A 19126-nucleotide genomic window follows, 5' to 3' on the forward strand; every position below is an offset into this window, starting at 1 on the left:
CCTGTTGTCTATCTGACGATGGTGGCGGGTGACAGCGACCGTGGCTGCAGGATCCGCACCGCGATCATGCCAGCGATCATGCCGCCCAGGAATGCGAGCGTGGGCCATCCGCCCAGGGTCGCGGAGGTGACGGCAGGCCCGGGACAATAGCCGCCGATCCCCCAGCCGATGCCGAACAGCGCCGCGCCGGCGACCAGCGGCATGTCGAGGTCCGAACGGGTGGGCAGATGGAACTGCGTGTCCAGAACCGGTCCGGACATGCCGAGCACCAACCTGAATCCGATGAAGGTCACAACCAGCGCACCCCCCATGACGAAGATCAGGCTCGGGTCCCAGGTGCCTGTGATATCGAGGAAGTTGAGCACCTTCGCCGGGTTCGACATGCCGGAAATGACCAGACCAAGTCCGAAGACCAGTCCTGCGAGAAGTCCTGCCAGTGCCCGCATCATGACCCCCACCCCAACAGGTGGCGCACAACGAAGACCGTGATCACGCCTGTCGCCATGAAGGTCAGGGTGGCGACGATGGAGCGGCCCGAAAGGCGCGCCATGCCGCATACTCCGTGACCACTCGTGCAGCCGCCGCCGAGCGCAGTACCGACACCCACGACCACCCCCGCCACAGCCATCCAGAGTCCGTTGCCGGGAACTGCGGGAACCGCGATTTCACCCGTCACGGACCCGACCAGCCAGGGCGCGACGACCATGCCGACGACAAAGCAGATGCGCCACGCCGCGTCCGTCGCGCCCTCCGGCGGCAGCAGTCCCTTGACGATGCCGCTGATGCCCGCAATACGGCCATTCAGCGCCAGCAGCATGACGGCGGCGGCGCCGATCAGGGCACCGCCTGCCAATGCAGACAAAGGTGTGAACTCGGTCAGTTGAACCTCCTGTCAGCCAAACATGTCGGTGGTGATACCCTGGTACCAGCCAACCGACTCCTCATACGTCTTCTTGCGCAGGTCGGCGGACTCACCCGTCTGGGAGATGAAACCGCCCGTGCCGGCAATCTTCTCGTCCGTCGCCTCGTAGTTCGCGCCAACCTTGACACCATCATTGGTCTCGATGAGCGACCAGCAGGTGTTGCGGAACCGCGCCGGGAACATCTTCGAACCCGTCAGGGCATGGCGCACGGCCATGGCACAGACCTTGGCCTGGCTGTTGGCGGAGAAGCCGGACTTCGGCATGTCCCCGTTCACGGTCGCGTCGCCCAGCACATAGATGCTCGGGTCCATGCGCGACTGCATGGTTGCGGGGACGATCGGACACCAGCCACTGGCGTCGGTCAGACCTGCGACCTCGGCGATATGACCGGCCTTCTGCGCCGGGATCACGTTCACCACGTCACCCCTGAAGGTATCGAAGTCGGTCTCCACCGACATCTCCGCGGCGTTCACCGACCTGATGCCGCCATGGACGTCACCGCCGATCCACTCGACCATGCCGGGGTAATGTTTCTCCCAGCCCTCGGAGAACAGGCCACCCTTGGAGAACTTGGTCTTCGGGTCAATGATCAGGATCTTGGCCGTCGGGTTCGTCTGCTTCAGCACGTGGGCCACCATGGAGACCCGCTCGTAGGGTCCGGGGGGGCACCGGTAGGGGTTCGGCGGAGCCACCATCATGAAGGTGCCGCCTGCGGGCATGGCGTTGATCTGACTCTTCAGCAGGGCCGTCTGCGTGCCGGCCTTGTAGGCATGGGGCATGCGGCCGGCAGCCTCCACCGAATAGCCGGGCAGGGTCTCGTACTTGAAGTCGATGCCCGGGGAAACCACCAGCGCGTCGTAGGGAACGCTGACGCCGCTGGACAGGGACACCGTCTTGCCGGCGCGGTCCACGCCGGTTGCCCAGTCGTGCACGACGTTGATGCCATAGTCGCTGGCGAGTTTCCCGTAGGTGTGGCCGATGGAGGCCAGATCCCGGAAGCCGCCGATGTAGAGGTTGGAGAAGAAGCAGGTGTAGTACATCCGCGTCGGCTCGATCAGCGTGACGTCGACGGCTCCCTTCGAGTCCTTGGCGATGTAGCGCGCTGCCGTCGCGCCGCCGGCACCGCCACCGATCACGACGACCTTCGGCCGCGCCGCGCCATGAACGAAACCCAGCGGAGCGGCGGAAGCCAGCGCCACGGCGCCTGCCATCCTGGTAAACTGCCTGCGCGTCATGCCCATCTGTCTTCTCCCTGTCCGATTGCTTCACTCTTCCTGGTGTTCGATTGTCGCGAAATGGGCGGCCAGCGCTTCGATCTGCTCGAGGTCCAGTGACTGTGCGACATTCACCATCACCTCGCTGTCGCGCCCGCCCTGCTTGTAGGACAGCATGACAGCGACAAAACTGACCGCGTCCCAACCGACGATGGAGGGAATACCGTCATCGGCACCGGACTTCTGGTGGCAGGCAACGCATTCGCCTGACAGATATTCGCCATAGGCGGCATCACCCGCGACTGCGCCGGAAGCCATCAGACAAAGCGCGGAAACGCCTGCATTGGCGGTCCGCCGCAAGGCAAGCATGGACATCCTCCCATAAATTCATATTTTCGAATATTTGCGGTCGTATTTCACACCGTGTCAATGGAAAATCCGGATTCTCGACCGTCGCCTTTCGCTGGGTCAAGCGGGTCAGGCCCTTGGGGCGGGTGATGATGTGCGCCGAACCGGAAGACCGGCGCAGCAATGGCCGATAGCGGGATACCGGCTGAAAAAGGCCCGTCCATCCTGTACCATCGCGGCAAAGGCGAGGAAGGCTTGCCGGACCGTTGGCCGGATGACCGGCGCATGCGCAAACCTTCCCTGCCAATCAAATGACAGAGAGAGTTCACAACACAGCAGAAAATTCAGTAAATTGAATATCTAGGGCGCGCAGGCGACCCGCATCGCGTCCGCCACCCGACGGACCGATCTAGCTGAACATGTCCGGCCGGCTCTCGACCAACTGCTCGTATATCGGCTGGAAGTGCAGCCAGCCGATATATTCGCTGCCCACGTGCTCCCGGCTGTAGCGGGCGCTTTCCACCGGAACATGCACCGGCTTGTGGCCGGTCGCTTCCACCAGGAGCTGCTGCTGGCAGCACCGCTCCAGCGCAATGAACCAGAAGGCGGCGGAATCAATGCTGTGGCGGCTCGCCGTGATCAGGCCGTGATTCTGATGGATCGCCGCCTTCACGCCCTTGAAGGCCCGCGAGACCTTCGGACCCGCGTCTTCATCGACCGCAACATGACCGGCCTCGTCTTTGATCACCACATGGTCCTCGAAGAAGGCGCAGGCATCCTGGGTGATCGGGTCCAGCGGTCGCCCGAGTGCGGCAAAGGCCGTTCCATGGATCGTATGGGCATGGCACATGGCCAGGATGTCCGGATGTTCCTCATGCACCGCGCCGTGCAGGACGAAGCCCGCCCGGTTCACGGCGTAATCGCCTTCGATCACCTTGCCCGAGTGGTCCACCAGGATCAGGTTTGACAGCGAAACCCGGTCGAAGTGCACCGCCATCGGATTGGTCCAGTAGAGTTCGGGGTGCTCCGGGTCCCTGATCGTCAGGTGCCCGGCAAAGCCGAAGTTGTACTGCAGCTGGGAGAACGCGTGGCAGGCCGCAACCAGCCGCTTCTTGCGGTCGAGGCGCAGTTCCTCGTTCGAATTGAACTTGGGTTCCTCAGGGAACTTCAGCCCCGGCTGGCTGGGCTGATAGATGGAGGTGCGGTTCTGGAGATCGAGCATTTCGGATCCTTGACGACGTGATGATTGCGAACTCTAGCACGGGCTGAGCATCAGCCCAGATTGCGGCGCTTGCGCTCCGCATCGTCCCAGGCGAACAGGGGCTGATAGTCAGGCACGAAGCCCAGCCCCTTCTGGGCGTCCGACGAGACCGCCTCGCGGGAGGTCACGACATCGATGACGGCGGGCGCGTTGGCGATGCCCCGGCGGATCGCCTCCACCAGGTCGGCCGAGTCCTCGACACGTTCCCCGTGAGCCCCCAGCGCACGGGCCATGCCCGCATAGTCCGAGTGGCGCAGGATGGTGCCGGTGATGCGCCCGCCATAGTTCACGTGCTGGTCATGGCGCTCGATGTTCCAGGCGGCGTTGTTGGAGACGATGAAGACAGCCTTCGCTCCATGCCGGACCGCCGTATCGATCTCCATGGCGTTGATGCCGTAGGCACCGTCACCATTGACGGAGATGACCTGGCGGTCGGGACAGGCCAGGGCCGCCGCAATGGCGAAGGGCACGCCGACGCCGAGGCAGCCGAAGGTGCCGGCGTCCAGATAGGTGCGCGTCGTCAGCCCGACACGGGCGAAGCTGAGCAGGTCCCCCCCGTCCGCCACCCCGATGTAGTCCGGGTCCACCACCTGATCCAGTGCGTCGAAGATCGCCATGGGATGGACGGCACCATCCGCGCCGGTCTGCGGCACCGGACCGGATGCGCCCTTCTGCAGACGGTCGCGATGTTTCGCGCGCAACCCGTCCGCCCAGTCCGCGTCCCGCGCCCCGGCATCATTGCCCAGGGCGACGGCCAGCGCCTCGAGCGCCAGATCCACCCCGGCCAGGATCTCCGGCGTGCCCCGGCGGTTGTCGACCAGTTCGCCCGTGGTATCCGCGATGCGCAGGAACCGCGCATCAGGGAAAACGGCGGGCGAACCGAAGCCGAGCTGGTAGTCCAGCTTCCGCCCCACGGTGATGACCAGGTCCGCCTGCGCCATGGCAGCGGCGCGCACCGCCCCGACCACGGCCCGGTGGTCGGACGACACCAGCCCCCGACTCTCCTGGGTATCGAGGTAGAGCGCGTCGGTGGCATCGAGGAAGCGTTCCAGCGCCGCCCCCGCGCCCCGCGCACCGCGTCCGCTGACCACCAGCGGGCGGCGCGCGCCACGGATGGTCTCCACCGCCGCGTCGATCAGCGCAGGGTCCGGTGCCGGGCGTCGGGCCGGTTTCCGCGCGAGCCAGTCCGAAGTGACGAGATTCTCCGGCACATGGGTGCGCAGCACATCGGTCGGCACCTCCAGATATGACGGCCCCGGTTCCCCCATGTCGCCGGTGGCACGGGCAATGGCCTCGTCAAGCTCCCGTAGCACCTGGTCGGCGACCCGCGCGGTACGGGCATAGCGCGTCACGGGGCGCATGATATCCACATGCGGGATGTCCTGCAGCGGTCCCATGTTGGCCTGCCGCGTCGAGGTACAGCCGCCGATCAGCAGCACCGGCGCACGCGCCAGCGCGGCGTTGGCAATCCCGGTCACGCAGTTGGTCACGCCCGGACCGGCAGTGGCCATCGCCACGCCCAGACCACCGGTCAGTTCGGCATGCGCATGGGCCATGTGGACCGCCGCGCCCTCGTCTCGCACATCGATGATCTGGATACCCTGCCGGGCGATATGGTCCCAGATCGGCTGGATGTGCCCGCCCTGCAGGCCAAAGACCCGTTCCACGCCGCGCGCCACAAGGGCCCGGGCGATCCATGCAGCGACACTCAACGGGTCGTCATTCAGATCCTGACTCTCGGTCATGGGGTTTCCTCCTCGGTGTTCTGTCTTTCGGGATCGCGGGCGTCAGGATGCGCGGGCGATCAGCATGTCCTTGAGGACGCGATGCAGGATCTTGCCGGTGGCATTGCGCGGCATGGCGTCCGCATCCAGGAAGGTCACGGCACGGGGGCGCTTGTATCCGGCAAGGCTCTTCCGCGACCAGGCAATCAGGTCCTCGGCTGTGAGCGCCGCGCCATCCCGCAGGACGACCGCCGCCTCCACCCTTTCGCCCCACTTGGCATCCGGGCACCCGACCACCGCCACGTCCCGGACATCGGGATGCGCAGCGAGCGCCGTCTCGACCTCGGACGGGTAGACGTTCTCCCCGCCTGAAATGATCATGTTCTTCTTGCGATCGATCAGGCGAATGAAGCCGTCAGGATCCCGCAGGGCCATGTCACCGACCGACAGATAGTCGCCCCGGAATGCCTCTGCCGTCTTTTCCGGCAGGTTCCAGTAGCCGTCGAAGGCATAGGGACCGCAGGAATAGAGCTCCCCCGGCTGCCCGTCGGGAACCTCGTCGCCATCATCGTCGAGCAGGCGGATGGGCGCGGAGCCGACCACTTCGCGTCCGACGGTGCCCAGGTGATCGAACTGTTCATCCGGATGCAGCATGGTAACCCAACCGGCCTCCGTCGAACCGTAGAGTTCGAACAGGCCGGAGTTCGGGAACATCTCCATGACCGCGCGCTTGGTCTCCGCCCGTGCAGGGGCGGAGGAAACCATCAGCTTCTTCACCTGCGCGAAGTCCGCTGCGTCCCGCTGCTGCTCCGGCACCTCCAGCATCATGGTGAAGTGCGTCGGCACCAGCGACGAGAAGGTGATGCCCATGCTGCCGATGGTCTGCAGGCACAGGCGCGGATCGAAGTTGGCGCGGGAGAAGATCGTGACCGTCGCCCCGATGGACAGGAAGGCGGTGAAGAAATTGAGGGAGTTGGCGTGGCACATGGGCATGACCAGCAAGGCATCGTCGTTGCGGTCGAGACCAAGCTCCACCTGGGTCATGAGCGCCAGCATGAACATGCCACGATGGCTGCGGATCGCGCCCTTGGGGTTGCCCGTGGTACCGGAGGTATACATCAGGCACCAGGGATCATCCGGCGACACCTGCACCTCCGGATCAGCGGACCCGGCGCTTTCGATCAGTGCCTCGTAGTCCGACCATCCGGGAGCCTGGTGCTGATCTCCTATGAGGATGAAGCGATCATCACGGACGGGAAGCCCGGCGCGGATCCCGTCGATGACATGAGCCAGGCTGGCTTCGGCGATCACTGCCGAGACGCCGCAGTTCGCGCAGATGAATCGTACCTCGGGGCCGACGAGCCGGAAGTTCACGGGCACGGCGATCAGTCCCGCCTTGGCCACCGCCACATAGATCTCCGCCCATTCCACACGGTTGTAGGCCAGCACGGCGACGCGGTCTCCGGGCCGGAGACCAAGGCCGAGCAATCCGTTGGCCAGCCGGCAGGCACGCGCGTTCCACTGCCCGAACGTCAGTTCCCGTTCCAGGTCACGTGCGCCCAGGCGCTCGGGCTGCAGTCGCGCCTGGGTGGCCAGCAGTTCACCAATGGTCTGCATCTGAGAGGTCAAGGCAGTGCTCCCTGGTTTGAATGGGGGGGGCTCAGCCGCCGGCCGCTGCGGCGGCGTTGCGGTTGGCCAGGGCCGCGTCCAGCGTTTTCGCGGCGCGCAGGTCGTGTGCGACGGCCAGTTCTTCCGCGCGATCAGCGTCACCTGCCGCGACCGCATCGAGGATCTCGCCATGCTGACGCCAGATCTCGCGCGGCGGCTCGGCATGGCGCAGCACCTCGCCCATCGCCCGGCGCAGATAGCGCCAGTGCGGCTCTGCAGCCCGGGCCAGCAGGGGGTTGCCGGAATGCTCGTAGAGCATGGTGTGGAAGGCTTCGTCCTCGCGGACCTGCTCCCCCACCGCGCCCTTCGCCACCGCCGCCGCGCCGCGCTGCAGGATTTCCTGCCCCTGCGCCGCGATGGCCCGGCCAATCACCGGATCACCCGATGCACGGGTGGCGGACATGCGAACGGCCAGCCCATCAAGGACGGCGCGGATGTCGTAGTGGTGGCGCATCATATCCAGGTCCAGCGGCGTCACCTGCAAGCCGCGCCGGCCGATCTCCACCACCAGCCCGTCGGCCTTCAGCAGCGCCATGGCCTGCTGGATCGGCTGCCGTGAAACGCCAAGCCGCTCCGCCAGATCCTCCTGCACCAGATGGGCACCCGCCAGCAGGTGGCCGTCACAGATCTCGTCGACGATGGCCTCATAGACCTGCTGGGCCAGATTGGGTTGGGTGACAAGCGGCTTCATGTCTTCGCATCCTGAACTCTGAATTCAGAATACAATATCATGAACTGCCGCTTCGTCAAGCGCTCCGACAGGCGAGAGTCGTATTCGCCTCAAGCGGCCTTTCGGGGAGCAGATGCTGGCGCGTGCCTGCGGGAAGGTGCTGAAGGTGACCGCCTTCAGAACGACTGGCCCATCCGGTACCAGAACCGCAGGGCATCACCCGCCCCGCCGCGCTCAACCAGAACGGCACCTGAGCGGACCGCCCCGATCAGGGCGTCCGGCATGCCGGTAATACGGTCCGGGACGCCATCACCGTCCAGGTCGGCATCGACGATGGCCACGGTCGTGCCCCGGTCCGCCGGGCCATGCGATGCACGCATCTCGGCACGCACACCGCCCTCCGCCGGATGGAACAGGACGTTCGTCCGTATCCCGTTTGCGGCCACCACATGCAGCGGGCGGCGGGCATCTGCGGCAGGCTGCCCGAAGGATAGCCCCCCGCCCCAACCGCTCACCGCACCCGGCACCGGCAGCTCGGGGGCGATCCGGGCCAGCGGGCGGAACCCCTGGAACGGGTCACCGCGATAGATGTAGACCGCGCCCCTTCCGCCATCCTCCCCCGGTGCGCCAACGGCCAGATCATCAATGCCGTCGCCATCGACATCACCAAGGGCCAGTGCAGCACCAAAGCGGTCGCCGTCCTCGTCCTCATCCAGGATATTCTCAGGCGCCGACCCGTAGACCGACACCAGCCCGTAGATGTCGGCGGCACTCAGCAGGGGTACGCCGAGGGAGAGGTCGTGCAGGGCCGTTCCGGCGCAGCCAACCATGATCGAGTCGGGATCATAGGCGGTCAGCGGCATGTCCCCTTCGGTATATCGACCGGCGGGATTGCGGATCACCTGGCATTCCTCCGGCACCGCATCATCGGGGCGGGCGAACTCGTGCCCGAAGCCCAGGGCATGCCCGAACTCGTGGACCGGTGCCTTGACGTTGATCGACAGGGCGGCCAGCGTCCACAGTTCCGGCAGTACGACACCATTGGCCATACCGTTCACATGGCGTCCGCGCGCCTTGGCATGCGGATGCGCCCGGCCAATGAAGATGCGAATGCCCTGACTGTCCGACCGGCAGCGTCCCCAGCCGGTGAAGACCAGCGCGCTTTCCTTTTCCCAGGACGCGCGAATGGCCTTCATTGCCAGTCGGCGTTCCTGCATGTGCCGGTCGAGCGGTCGCTCCCAGCAGACCGGGATCGTGGTGTCGGGCCACACGGAATCTTCCGTGAGCGTCAGGGCGGTGGCGGCAGGGGCAACCAGCAGGAGCATCGCGACGGTCAGGAGTGATCCTGCCCTCACGACCAGACCCGATCAGTCGTCGTCATCCTTGACGTTCCGCACGACGAGTGCGATCCGATAGCCTTCATCGGTCTTGCCCACCAGGTGAAAGACGACAGGTTTCCTGTCGCTTCCCTTTACGTTCGGGGGTTCATCATAGACCACCCGGACACGATGGGTCGGCTCCAGATTGAAGGCGATCTGCGGTGTCTGCTTCAGCTTGTCGAACGTGGTGGGCGGCACCTTCTCGATCGTGATCGATTCGATCTTGCGGCCCATGGAACGCAGGACCTGATAGCGGACGATATTGAACTTGATCCGCCCCGCGCGTTCCCAGTGCACCAGTTTCTCGTACTTGTCGAAGTCCCGTTCGATAATGGCGGTCGCGACCTTCTCCAGCATCGCTTCCGGTGTCTGGGGATACTCCTGCGCCCGGGCATCGACGGCAACGAACAGCAGAAAAACGAAGAGACCGGGCGCCAGCAGCGCCCGGCCCCCGGGGACTCCGGCAAGAAACCGGAGCCCCGTCAGCACAGCCTTCAGGTCAGTCGACCGCGAAGACATGGATCGAACCGCCCTGCGGCACCGTCGGCACACGGCCTTCCGGCAGCAGACCAGCCAGCAGACCGCGCATGCGTTCCGCATCGACACCCCAGCCCGACTGGACCGCGATGTACTGCTTGCCGTTCACGGCGAAGGATGCCGGCGTGGCCGTCACACCCGAAGGCATCGGGTGCTCCCACAGGATCTCGCCATTCCTGGCATCCATGGCCCGGAACTTCCGGTCCACGGTACCGCCGGTGAAGATCAGGTCACCGCCCGTGGCCAGCAAGGGCGCCCAGAAAGGCGTGTCCTTGAAGTCCGTGGCCCAGACCATCTTGCCCGTGTTCATGTCCCAGGCCTGCAACTTGCCGATGGTGACAGGCTTCGACGTGTCCTGGCTTTCATGAATGCGCATGCTCGACAGGATCACGTCGATCGGGATGCCGATGTAGAGCTGACCGGGCTCGTAATCCTCGATCTCGCCGCTGCCGCCCATCTCCGTGCACAGGTTCTCATGGCTCGGGATGTAGAGCAGGCCGGTCCTCGGGCTGTAGGCCTCCATGGGCCAGTCCTTGCCACCCCAGAGACTCGGGCAGAAGGTCGCCGTGCGGTTGAGGCCAGGCGTCGCCGACTCGCTGTAGGACGGACGCCCCGTTTCCGGATCGATGGCCGTGAACGCGGTCTGGCGGACATACTTGTCCGCAGCCACGAAGTTGATCGGACCATCCGCAGTGCGCTCCATCGACCAGATGAAGCCGTTGCGGCCGGCATGGACCAGTCCCTTGACCTTGCGGCCATCACGCTCGATGTCCATCAGCACGGGTGCGGAGACCTCGTCCCAGTCCCAGGCATCGTTCCAGTGATACTGGTGATGCCCCTTGATCTCGCCGGAATTGATGTCTAACGCGATCACGGACGTCGTGTAGAGGTTGTCGCCCGGACGTGCCTCCGGCAGCCATGGGCCGCCGTTGCCCGTTCCGAAATAGGCAAGCTTGGTATCCGCGTCGTAGTTGCCCTGCATCCAGACGGAACCGCCACCGGTCTTCCAGCTGTCACCCTTCCAGGTGTCATGACCAGGCTCGCCCGGCCCGGGAACCGTGTAGGTCCGCCAGGCTTCCGCACCGGTCTCGCTGTCGAAGGCAACGACATAGCCGCGAATGCCGAACTCACCGCCCGACACGCCGACCACGATCTTGCCTTCGGCCACCAGCGGCGAAAGCGTGGAATAGTAGCCCGCCTTGTAGTCACCGATGGTCGAGTTCCAGACCACTTCGCCGGTCTTGGCGTTCAGCGCGACCATGCGCGCATCGACGGTGGCCATGTAGACCTTGTCGCCATAGAGACCGACGCCACGGTTTGTCGGATGCAGCTGGAACAGGTCCTCCGGGATCTCGTGCAGATAGCGCCACAGCTCGTTCCCGGTTGCCGCATCCAGTGCGAACACCTGGTTCTGCGGGGTCGAGACATACATCACCCCGTCATTGACCATCGGCGGTGCCTGATGGCCTTCCGTCACGCCGGTCGCGAAGCTCCATACGGGACGCAGGCCCTTCACGTTCTCGGTCGTGATCTCGTCGAGCGGGCTGTACCCCCAACCCTCGTAGTTGCCGCGCCACTGCAGCCAGTTCTGGGGTTCCGGATTCTGCAGTCTCGCATCCGTCACGGGATTCAGATTCTGGGCAACGACACTTCCCGCCCCCAGGATCATGAGCGCCGCCGCCGCGGCCAGTGTTCTTCGCATCGCATCCTCCTTTTTTGACCACCGGTTGATCCGGTTGTTTGGTTTGTTGATTCCTATTTCTTCGCGCCGCCGGGCGTGGCAGTCCAACCCGCCGCGGCCACGACATAGCCTTCCGCATCGACTTCGAGCGGCACCGCGGGAAGCTGCCGCCGCGCCGGGCCGCCCTTCACCGTACCGCCGGAGAGCGGATCAAAGATCGACAGGTGACAATGGCAACGAAGCTGCTGCTGCTTCGCCATCCAGGACTTGATGGTGCAGCCCTTGTGGGTGCAGACCGCCGAATAGACCAGGACGCCCCCGGCGCTGCGTGCGCGTGTCTCGGCATCCATCGCCGCTTCGTCCAGCTTCAGCATCAGCAACCGGTTGTTGCGGTAGACGTCACGCGGCTCGTGCTTGTCGGGCGTCACCGGAAACCCCTCGACCGGTCTGGCACCGGATTCCAGCAGGTCTGCGGTAAGCAGCGTCTGCTTCAGTTTTCCCTTGGTGATCATGAACCGGTCACCGGGCTGCACGGGCATGTTGAGCGGACCTTCCGCAGCATGTGCACCGCCCGCCAGCCCAAGGCCGCCAACTGCGGCAATCGCCGCGCCGTACCCCATGACTGCGCGCCTGCTCAGCCCCTCGTCATCGCATTCCGCGCAACAACACGGTTCATTCCCGTCGGAAATGTTCTCGGCCTCTGTGGCCTTTCCTCTGACATTACTCATGCGTCTCTCTCCCCCTGTTGAAATATTAGGATTCGGATGACCCTACGGAAACTTCTGTTGTGTATGTCTTGAAATACAGTGGTCTGCCGCAGCCCTCCCGCCGACACTCAGGAGTGACCGGATCGGCCCACAACTATTTGAACCATCGTTGCAATTTGCCTCCGCAGCCGCTGCAGCCGGACGTGCCTGGACCACCGCGAGAAGACCGCCGGTTCCAGCACCTGTTCAGCTTCCTGCCCGAAGGCCGCGGCCTCGATCTTCCCCAGCGCCCTGGTTACAGCCGGTGGTGCGGTGGCCGCAATGTCACCCAGCGTCAGGGCATCGGGCGCCACCGTGGACCGGGCCCATGTGACCAGCGCGCGGGCCGTGCCGAGCCCCGAAACGGTGCGCAACTGCCAACGCAGCCGCATGTCCGCCATCGACGGCACAGCAGCGCGCAGGAAGGCCCCGGCAAGGATCGCCATCGGGATGACGAGGATTGCGGCAAGCAGGATCAGGTAGAATGCGTCCTGATCCCGGCGGGCCGCGGCCTCAGCCATCAGTTCCGCCCGCAGCCTGTCGGCGTCGACGGCCAGCGGCTCTATGCGTGCGGCGGGAACACCGCTGCCGGCCGGCCGGGACTCGGAGGTGTTCCACCAGGTGACGGACACCGGCGGAATGTTCACCGCGCTTTCCGTCTCCACCGTTATGTCCCAGGACCGGGTGACTTCCGCCGTGGCACCGCCGGGTGTGAAACGGGTCCTGCGCTCCCCGGCCACGGCAACGATCCTGGCCCCCGGCGTGTCTCTCTGCACCAGCTCCGGCAGACGCTCCGCCGTCACCCCGTCGGCCAGCATCGTGACCGTGCGGCGGACCGTGTCGCCGATCCTCAGCGAGGCCACGTCCTTCGACCAGTCGTCCGTCAGTTCGATCCTGTCCGCCGCCACCCACCAGAACCCGTTGAGGTAACGGTGCGCGGGCTGCACCTGCAGAACCCGCGCCTCGGATTCGTCCCGGAACCCGACACTGGTGCCGTCGGCACGCTCCACCGCCCCTGCAGCCCGGATCGCCGGGATCTCGAGCACGCCGCTGCGCGTCGGGAACAGGGCGATGACGCGCTGGTGCCGCCAGCCCGACCCGCCATATGTGGAGAATTCGCTGGTGCGCGGACGGGAGGCGACATGCCGTTCCGCATCCGCGATCTCGGGCACGTCGATGCGCAGGGACCAGAACGGAAACCGGGAGACCAGCGTGATCCGCAGCAACACCTGCTGTTGTACGAATATGGCACCGCCCGGTTCCCCGGCCGTCACGATCTCGACCTGCAGTTCCGGAACGTCGGGCGCCCTTTCGTTCTGGGCCACGGCAAGCGGAGGGCAGAGCAGAATGCAGATCACGCCGAGGAGCCACTTCATTGCGCCCGCTCCCGCAGTTTCTGGGCGTTGCGCAATCGCGCCGCCAGCACCTGCTCCGGGTGATCGACGATGCGCCGCAACAGTTGTTCCGCATGCTGTACCGATTCCGCGCGCCGGATCTTTGCCGCCGATGCGCCGGTCAGTCCCTCCGGCGCCTCCCGAGGCCGCTCGCCTGCTTCCGCCGCGCCCGCACGGGCCTTGCCGTCCGGCGCGACATCGCCAGGCGTGCTGCGGCCACTGCCGGCAGCGGATTCAGTGCCGGGCTTCTTCGACGGGGTCGATTCCCCCCCACCCGCACTGTTGCCATCCTCCCGCACGGGGGCATCGCTGGCCGGATCGCCGCCGTCACGCTGCTTCAGCATGCCGTCCTGCCAGATGCCCATCCGCTTCTTGTTCCGGCTTTCCTCGATCAGACGTTCCTCTGCCGCCCGGGCACGCCGGACCAGTGCCAGATTGTGCCGCGCGTCGGCATGTTCCGGCTCAAGCCGCAGCACCGCCTCATAGGCGGCAACGGCCCCCGTCCACTGCCGCACCTGCGCATAGGCCGTGCCGAGGTTGTAGAGCGAGAGGGCACTCTTGGTCTGGACGAAGGATCCCGCCGCCCGATACATCCGCCCGGCGCGATACTCGGCCACGCCCTGCCATACCGGATCATCGAACAGATAGGCCGCCTCCCTGGCCCGTCCCCGCTGCATCAGGTCCTGGGCGACAAGGTGCGGCTCCAGCGGTCGGTCAAGCGCCGGGATCAGCCAGCCGGCCCCAACAGATGCGACCAGCAGGACGACGGTGACGATCAGGCTGCGCAGGGTCATGCCGGCCTCCGGAACAGCAACAGCCAGAGAAGACCGGCCAGGCCAACGAGCCACGGCCGCAGCGGCGTCTGACCGGAGAACTCCGGAGAACCATCGACCAGACTCGACACCGTCTGCGCCAGTTGCCGGTCCAGGGTCGCGGAGTCCGTCGCCATGACCAGGGTCGCGTTGGTCTCGTCCGCCAGGGCGCGGATTGCCGGTGGCGGCTGGCTGCCGGGGGTGACATGCACGATCGCCCGCAGCCAGCGGTCCCGCGCCAGCTTGCGCGAAGGCACCGCCGTCGCGGACGTGACCAGCACCACCTGCCCCGCGATCATCCCTGCCCGCACCAGCATGGCCTCCGCATGGGCAAAGGCGCGATGCGGTTCGTGCCCGCCGACAGGCATCAGGGCGGGTTCAAGCACGGCGAGATAGCGCTCGAAATGCTGCAGGTCGGTGGTGAAGGGCACCACATCGAAGGCATCGCCGGTCGCCGCGACCAGCGCCACGGGGATGCCGGTCTGCCCGGCGGCGACAGTGGTCGCCATGCTGCGCACCGCGGCGGCACCGTCAGCGTCGGAAAGATCGACGACAACCACACGCCCGGCCAGGTTGGACACCGCCGCCGAAGGTTCGGCCTGCAGCACCGGCCCGGCCAGCGCCAGTCCAAGCACCAGCCACAGTGCTGCTGTCGTCAGGGTCGCCAGACGGTCATGTGTGACCCGGACCTGACCGGCAACGATGGTCCGCATCTCCGGGCTGACCAGACGCTGCCAGGAACCGGGCAGATGCAGACGGGCACCTCCGGAACGGAGCCTGTCCGCCAGAACGGGCCAGGCGGCAAGCAGGCAGACCAGCAGAAACCAGGGGTGCAGCAGGGTCATCGCGCCCTCCGCAGCACCAGCAGATGCCCGGCCAGCAGGACAGCAGCGATCATCAGCAGTTCGGAAGACCAGTTGCGGCGCAGGGGCGAGGCCGCTTCATCGATTGTCCCGGCGGCGTCAGGCCCCGCCAGATCCGGCAGGTCGGACGTCCCGGCAAGCGTCGAGAAGCTGCCGCCCGTGATCTCCGCGACCGTGCGCAGGATGTCGCTGCCGCCACCGGCCTCGGCATCGGCCAGACCGACCGCGTGGATCCGCACGTTACGGTCGCTGGCCAGCAGCGCCGCGTCCGGCGCGGGCAGCGCGCCCGCGTTGTCCTCCCCGTCCGAGAGGATCAGCAGGGAGCGGCGCTGCTGCTCCTCCGTCTCGAATGTCTTCAGCGCCAGACCGATGGCCACGCCGACGGAGGTCTTGCGTCCGGGCATGCCCACGACAAGCTCGTCCAGATAGCCGTTCAGCGCGCCGAAATCATGGGTCAGCGGCGCGATCAGATAGGCCTGTTCGCCAAACGCGATCAGAGCCACGCGATCCCCCGCAGGCAACCGGTCGAGGAATGCCGCCACAGCGGTCCGGTAACGGTCGAAGGCCGTTGTTCGCTGTCCCGGTTCCTTTCGCCCCATGCTGGCGGAGAGATCGATGGCGATGACGACATCATGGCCGCTGGATCTGACGAGCGTCCCGATCGGGGTTACCGGCCCGCAGAGCGCCAGGACCAGCGCCAGCCAGCCGACCGCCGGGAGCAGGAGACGCCGGAACCGGTCCGCCCCCTCCGATCCGCCGGGCCGCATGGCACGCAGCAGAACCAGCGCCGATTCGGTGGCCAGCATGCGCGCGGCCGGGGCCGCATGCGGCAACAGCCACCAGGCGATCAGGGGCAGCGGCAGGGCAAGCAGGGCCCAGGGTTGCAACAGTTCGATCATGACGGCAGCAGCCGTCTGAGATCTTCCGCCGCGCCGCGCAGAACCGCCGCGTCGGCCCCCTCCGTGGGGCGGAAGCACTCCGCAGGCAGGTTCGGGACCGTAAGGCCGTGCGCGGCGAAGCGGCGGCGCAGGTCAATCAGTCCCTGGATGCCTGTCGGCTCCGGATGCGCGATGAAGGCCTCCAGATCCCGGCCCAGGGATCGTCGCCAGGCCCGCCTGTTGCGGAACCTGAGCAGGAAGATGCCGGACAGAATGGCCACCGTGACCACAAGCGGCCAGGGACTGAACCGGGATTCGGCAAACGCAGCGGCTTCCACAGCAGGCAACTGGATATCGCGCAGCCCCTGGAGAATCTCCTCAGGCGTCATCGGACCAATGGTGCCTGCTGCCGGCCATCGGGTCGGCGATGCGCCAGCCCTCGGCCTGAAGTCTCCGGTTCAGTTCGGTCGCTGCGGCGACGGCGGCATGACCCGTCGTGTCCCGCCCGATCCGGATATCCTCGTCCATCCGCGCCGTGGCCATGCTGCGCGCGGGATAATGTCCGGGCGGCGGCACGGACTGGTGCACGGCATCATCCACCTGCACGGCGAACCAGCGCCCGGAACGCCGGTGCCCGGCGGTCGGAAGCTGCCCCTCTGCCAGCCAGAAATGAAAATCGGAGAAGACCCGCAGGTCATCGGCTGAGCGAAGGTGCCCGGCGGCGCTCTCGACCGCGACCGAAAGCGGTGCCGGTGCCACCCGCCGGGCGAAGGTCGCCGCCAGCCGGTCCAGACCGTGCAGCAGCCGACGCCTGCCCCGCGCCGGGGCCATCAACACCCCGTGTGGAGAGGTCGCGATACCGACCGGCTCGTCCCGCCGCAGCGCGATCCAGGCTTCCCGCGCCAGCGCCAGCGCCGCCCGCAGCGCCAGCGTTCCGTCACGGGTGCCGAACCGCATGTGCGGCCCCAGGTCGGCCACCAGCATGACGGCGCTGTGCGCCTCCCGCTCCCGCTCCTTCTGCCGGAGCTGGCCGGTACGCGCGAAGCCGCGCCAGTCGATCATCCGGATATCGCCACCGGGCGCATAGGGGGCCAGCCCGTCCATGTCACCGGTCCTGAGCCCGCGCCGGCCCGGCCGAACGCCCATCGGGGTCCGGTTGCCCGGCTCCCCCGGACGACGGGCGCGGAAGGGGTCCATGGCAATCAGACGCGACAGCGTCAGCTGCTCCACGGTCTCCGGTCGCAGGGTCTCAGATGGGCGGAACATGGCGGATCAGACGCGCGACAATCACGTCTGCCTGAATGCCCTCGGCCTCCGCCACATGGGAAAGGCCGATCCTGTGGCGCAGCACGTTCGGCGCATGGGCCAGCACATCGTCGGGCAGGACATGCTCACGCCCTGCCAGCCAGGCCGCGGCCTTGGCGACCCGGGCCAGCGCGATGGAACCGCGCGGACTGAGCGGATGCGACATCAGCCCCTTCAGGTCATCGGGCAGATCATCGGCCCGTCGCGAGAAATCGACCAGACGGACGATGTAGTCCTGCACCGGCGCCGAAAGGAAGGTGCGCAGCACCGCATGGCGGGCCGCAGCCAGTTCGGCCGGTGCAATCCGGTCGACGGGCTGACCGGCATCCCGTCCGCTGATCTGGCCTTCCGCCTCCGCGAGAGCCATGTCCAGCAGCGCACTCTCGGTCTCGGCATCGGGATAACCGACACGCACATGCATCAGAAAGCGGTCGAGCTGTGCCTCCGGCAGATCCCAGGTCCCCTCATGCTCGATGGGGTTCTGCGTTGCGATGACAAAGAACGGCTGCGCGAGCGGATAGGTCGTGTCACCGCTCGTGACCTGGCGCTCCTCCATGGCCTCCAGCAGCGCGGACTGAACCTTTGCCGGCGCGCGGTTGATCTCGTCCGCCAGCAGGAAATTGGTGAAGATCGGTCCCTGGCGGAACTCGAACTGCAATGACTTGGGATCGAAGATGGCGCTGCCGGTCAGATCCTGCGGCATCAGATCCGGGGTGAACTGAACCCGGTTGAAACGGCCCTCGAACGAGTCTGCCAGCGCCCGTGCCACCCGGGTCTTGGCCAGCCCCGGCGCACCCTCCAGAAGCACATGACCGTCCGAAAGCAGGGCAAGGACCAGTCGGTCGATCATCAGCGGCTGGCCCACCACGGTGGACTGCAGCCGCTGCCTCAGATCCTGGAAGAGCTGCCGCAGGTCATCATCGTCTTCCTGCCGGTCCTTGCGGCTCTCAATGCTCAAGTTGTCTCTCAGAGGTATCGCCGTAGACCCGCTCCGCAATCGCCAGGAAATAGCGGATGTGAATGCGCGCCCAGCGGTTCGCCCGTCTGACGCGGCCATCGACGATGGCGTCCAGGATGTTCTTGTGCTGGTTCCAGAACTTGTCCGGGATGTCCTCGACCTCCCGCAGGGTGCAGCTCATGATCCGTTGCAGATAACGCCAGTGGACCGTGGCACTGTCCTTCAGTGCGGGGTTGCCGGTGGTGTCATAGACCAGGGCGTGAAACGCCACGTCGGCATTGAACAGCGCCTTCAGGTCATTCGCGTCCAGGGCGGCCATCGCCTGGTCGAGGATGCGCGCGCCTGCCTGACGGGTATTGCGCGCCAGTGCGGAGTCTTCCGCACACCGCTTGGCCGCCATCTCGGAGGCGAGGCAGTCCAGGATCAGTCTGACCTGATAGCGATGGCGCACCATGATCAGGTCCGGTGTTGCCACGGCAAGACCGCGCCCCGGTGCATCCTGCACGATGCCATCCGCCTTCAGCTGACTGAGTGCCTGCTGCACTGGCTGGCGGGAAACCCCCAGTTGCAGGGCCAGCGACTCCTGTTTCAGCCGGGCCTCCGCCGGAAAGGTTCCGGCGCAGATCTCGTCCAGAATTTCGTTGTAAACCTGCTCAGCCAGAGTCCCCGCTTCAGACATTCGCCCGTCCCCAGATGCACAATCTGTGTCCAGCTTGATCAACTTTGCGTCAGGTGACAATTGCAACGGACATGAGCCTCGATTGA

20 protein-coding genes are annotated in these 19126 nt (G+C 66.1%); all 20 read right to left on the reverse strand.

The genetic code is table 11. The features are described 5' to 3' along the window. Window positions 1–8 precede the first annotated feature (8 nt). Entirely contained in the window at window positions 9–446 is a 438-nt protein-coding gene (locus tag QGV55_RS16050; protein ID WP_348637683.1) for a DUF6691 family protein, read from the reverse strand. Then, window positions 446–862: a YeeE/YedE thiosulfate transporter family protein gene (locus QGV55_RS16055; RefSeq protein WP_281019638.1), complete on the reverse strand. Its 417-nt coding sequence runs from the start codon at window positions 860–862 to the stop codon at window positions 446–448. Before QGV55_RS16055 ends, QGV55_RS16050 begins: the two co-directional genes overlap by 1 nt. 30 nt (window positions 863–892) lie before the next feature. Next, a complete protein-coding gene (locus QGV55_RS16060) occupies window positions 893–2164 on the reverse strand; it encodes an NAD(P)/FAD-dependent oxidoreductase (RefSeq protein WP_281019637.1) in 1272 nt (423 codons plus the stop codon). A gap of 24 nt (window positions 2165–2188) precedes the next feature. Beyond that, complete coding sequence (locus QGV55_RS16065; RefSeq protein WP_281019636.1) at window positions 2189–2506, reverse strand: hypothetical protein; 318 nt, start codon at window positions 2504–2506, stop codon at window positions 2189–2191. Window positions 2507–2894: 388 nt separating this feature from the next. Further along, window positions 2895–3707: a class II aldolase/adducin family protein gene (locus QGV55_RS16070; protein ID WP_281019635.1), complete on the reverse strand. Its 813-nt coding sequence runs from the start codon at window positions 3705–3707 to the stop codon at window positions 2895–2897. A gap of 50 nt (window positions 3708–3757) precedes the next feature. Then, entirely contained in the window at window positions 3758–5491 is a 1734-nt protein-coding gene (locus tag QGV55_RS16075; RefSeq protein WP_281019634.1) for a thiamine pyrophosphate-binding protein, read from the reverse strand. A 42-nt stretch (window positions 5492–5533) separates the two neighbouring features. Then, the gene (locus QGV55_RS16080; RefSeq protein WP_281019633.1) at window positions 5534–7099 is read right to left on the reverse strand and encodes an AMP-binding protein; all 1566 of its coding nucleotides are present in this window, start codon (window positions 7097–7099) and stop codon (window positions 5534–5536) included. Window positions 7100–7130: 31 nt separating this feature from the next. Continuing rightward, complete coding sequence (locus QGV55_RS16085) at window positions 7131–7829, reverse strand: GntR family transcriptional regulator (protein WP_281019632.1); 699 nt, start codon at window positions 7827–7829, stop codon at window positions 7131–7133. 155 nt (window positions 7830–7984) lie between these two features. Then, window positions 7985–9133, reverse strand: coding sequence for a hypothetical protein (locus tag QGV55_RS16090; protein WP_281019631.1), 1149 nt, complete (start codon window positions 9131–9133; stop codon window positions 7985–7987). Window positions 9134–9175: 42 nt separating this feature from the next. Further along, window positions 9176–9706 carry a hypothetical protein gene (locus QGV55_RS16095; RefSeq protein WP_281019630.1) on the reverse strand — a complete coding sequence of 177 codons (531 nt, stop codon included), beginning with the start codon at window positions 9704–9706 and terminating at the stop codon, window positions 9176–9178. Further along, window positions 9687–11426: a PQQ-dependent dehydrogenase, methanol/ethanol family gene (locus tag QGV55_RS16100; protein WP_281019629.1), complete on the reverse strand. Its 1740-nt coding sequence runs from the start codon at window positions 11424–11426 to the stop codon at window positions 9687–9689. The genes QGV55_RS16095 and QGV55_RS16100 overlap by 20 nt, the downstream gene beginning before the upstream one ends. A 53-nt stretch (window positions 11427–11479) precedes the next feature. Then, window positions 11480–12133 carry a Rieske (2Fe-2S) protein gene (locus QGV55_RS16105; protein ID WP_281019628.1) on the reverse strand — a complete coding sequence of 218 codons (654 nt, stop codon included), beginning with the start codon at window positions 12131–12133 and terminating at the stop codon, window positions 11480–11482. Window positions 12134–12240: 107 nt separating this feature from the next. Continuing rightward, window positions 12241–13527 (reverse strand): hypothetical protein, encoded by a 1287-nt coding sequence (locus tag QGV55_RS16110; RefSeq protein WP_281019627.1) that lies wholly within the window; start codon window positions 13525–13527, stop codon window positions 12241–12243. Next, window positions 13524–14339, reverse strand: coding sequence for a tetratricopeptide repeat protein (locus QGV55_RS16115; protein WP_281019626.1), 816 nt, complete (start codon window positions 14337–14339; stop codon window positions 13524–13526). The genes QGV55_RS16110 and QGV55_RS16115 overlap by 4 nt, the downstream gene beginning before the upstream one ends. Beyond that, on the reverse strand, window positions 14336–15202 hold the full coding sequence (locus tag QGV55_RS16120) for a hypothetical protein (RefSeq protein ID WP_281019625.1): 867 nt from the start codon (window positions 15200–15202) through the stop codon (window positions 14336–14338). The genes QGV55_RS16115 and QGV55_RS16120 overlap by 4 nt, the downstream gene beginning before the upstream one ends. Next, complete coding sequence (locus QGV55_RS16125) at window positions 15199–16119, reverse strand: VWA domain-containing protein (RefSeq protein ID WP_281019624.1); 921 nt, start codon at window positions 16117–16119, stop codon at window positions 15199–15201. Before QGV55_RS16125 ends, QGV55_RS16120 begins: the two co-directional genes overlap by 4 nt. Beyond that, window positions 16116–16487, reverse strand: coding sequence for a hypothetical protein (locus QGV55_RS16130; protein ID WP_281019623.1), 372 nt, complete (start codon window positions 16485–16487; stop codon window positions 16116–16118). Before QGV55_RS16130 ends, QGV55_RS16125 begins: the two co-directional genes overlap by 4 nt. Next, window positions 16477–17364, reverse strand: coding sequence for a DUF58 domain-containing protein (locus QGV55_RS16135; protein WP_281019622.1), 888 nt, complete (start codon window positions 17362–17364; stop codon window positions 16477–16479). The genes QGV55_RS16130 and QGV55_RS16135 overlap by 11 nt, the downstream gene beginning before the upstream one ends. After that, window positions 17348–18361 (reverse strand): AAA family ATPase, encoded by a 1014-nt coding sequence (locus tag QGV55_RS16140; RefSeq protein WP_281019621.1) that lies wholly within the window; start codon window positions 18359–18361, stop codon window positions 17348–17350. Before QGV55_RS16140 ends, QGV55_RS16135 begins: the two co-directional genes overlap by 17 nt. Continuing rightward, window positions 18351–19040, reverse strand: coding sequence for a GntR family transcriptional regulator (locus tag QGV55_RS16145; protein ID WP_281019620.1), 690 nt, complete (start codon window positions 19038–19040; stop codon window positions 18351–18353). The genes QGV55_RS16140 and QGV55_RS16145 overlap by 11 nt, the downstream gene beginning before the upstream one ends. Window positions 19041–19126: the final 86 nt, after the last annotated feature.

The organism is Minwuia sp. IMCC3009 (assembly GCF_029909415.1).
Lineage (GTDB): Bacteria > Pseudomonadota > Alphaproteobacteria > Minwuiales > Minwuiaceae > Minwuia.